This is a genomic window from Fundicoccus sp. Sow4_F4 (genome assembly GCF_052116145.1).
In the GTDB taxonomy this organism is placed as follows: Bacteria; Bacillota; Bacilli; order Lactobacillales; family Aerococcaceae; genus Fundicoccus.
Genome location: NZ_JBQKLQ010000019.1, coordinates 1 through 1,000 on the forward strand (window position 1 = coordinate 1; position 1,000 = coordinate 1,000).

Genomic DNA, 1,000 nt, shown 5'->3' on the forward strand with positions numbered 1-1,000 from the left:
TTTATTCACATTTAAAGAAAAAAATGGAGACTAGCGGGATCGAACCGCTGACCTCCTGCGTGCAAAGCAGGCGCTCTCCCAGCTGAGCTAAGCCCCCAAAATATTTCTAAATAAATCGGGAAGACAGGATTCGAACCTGCGACCCCTTGGTCCCAAACCAAGTGCTCTACCAAGCTGAGCTACTTCCCGATGTGATGATTATTTAAAGCATGCAGCCAGCAGGAGTCGAACCTGCAACCGCCTGATTCGTAGTCAGGTACTCTATCCAATTGAGCCATGGCTGCTTTAAAACAAATGCCGAGGGCCGGAATCGAACCGGCACGGTGATCACTCACCGCAGGATTTTAAGTCCTGTGCGTCTGCCAGTTCCGCCACCCCGGCAATATCTGCCTGTGTTTTTATATCTGGCAAGCGAAAGACGGGATTCGAACCCGCGACCCCCACCTTGGCAAGGTGGTGTTCTACCACTGAACTACTTTCGCATGGTGCCGGCTAAAGGACTTGAACCCTCGACCCTCTGATTACAAATCAGATGCTCTACCAACTGAGCTAAGCCGGCACATGTTAAATGCTTATTTAAATTTCAACGTTTATAAAAAACGCGACTGCGGGTGGAGGGACTTGAACCCACACACCTTGCGGCGCCAGATCCTAAATCTGGTGCGTCTGCCAATTCCGCCACACCCGCTCGATTCTTAAAAAGAAACGAATGACCCGTGCAGGATTCGAACCTGCGACCCACTGATTAAAAGTCAGTTGCTCTACCAACTGAGCTAACGAGTCGTAATAATGGAGGATGACGGGATCGAACCGCCGACATTCTGCTTGTAAGGCAGACGCTCTCCCAGCTGAGCTAATCCTCCAACTATACGTTGTGTCTAATAACAGTCAACACTTGCGTGGCAACGTCCTACTCTCACAGGACCAAAGGTCCAACTACCATCGGCGCTAAGAAGCTTAACTGCTGTGTTCGGCATGGGAACAGGTGTATCCTTCTTGC

9 tRNA genes and 1 rRNA gene are annotated in these 1,000 nt (G+C 50.1%); all 10 read right to left on the reverse strand.

Annotated features, from left to right (window positions below):
- Positions 1-24: 24 nt before the first annotated feature.
- Positions 25-97, reverse strand: a tRNA-Ala gene (locus tag ACTQ5J_RS13390).
- An 18-nt stretch (positions 98-115) separates the two neighbouring features.
- Positions 116-189, reverse strand: a tRNA-Pro gene (locus ACTQ5J_RS13395).
- 21 nt (positions 190-210) lie between these two features.
- A tRNA-Arg gene (locus ACTQ5J_RS13400) sits at positions 211-284 on the reverse strand.
- Positions 285-295: 11 nt separating this feature from the next.
- Positions 296-381 (reverse strand) — tRNA-Leu (locus tag ACTQ5J_RS13405).
- 29 nt (positions 382-410) lie between these two features.
- Positions 411-482 (reverse strand) — tRNA-Gly (locus tag ACTQ5J_RS13410).
- Between the two features lies 1 nt (position 483).
- Positions 484-559: transfer RNA gene (locus ACTQ5J_RS13415), tRNA-Thr, on the reverse strand.
- Between the two features lie 47 nt (positions 560-606).
- A tRNA-Leu gene (locus ACTQ5J_RS13420) sits at positions 607-688 on the reverse strand.
- 22 nt (positions 689-710) lie between these two features.
- Positions 711-783: transfer RNA gene (locus ACTQ5J_RS13425), tRNA-Lys, on the reverse strand.
- Positions 784-790: 7 nt separating this feature from the next.
- Positions 791-863: transfer RNA gene (locus ACTQ5J_RS13430), tRNA-Val, on the reverse strand.
- 34 nt (positions 864-897) lie between these two features.
- Positions 898-1,000, reverse strand: a 5S ribosomal RNA gene (gene rrf / locus ACTQ5J_RS13435); the annotation flags it as partial.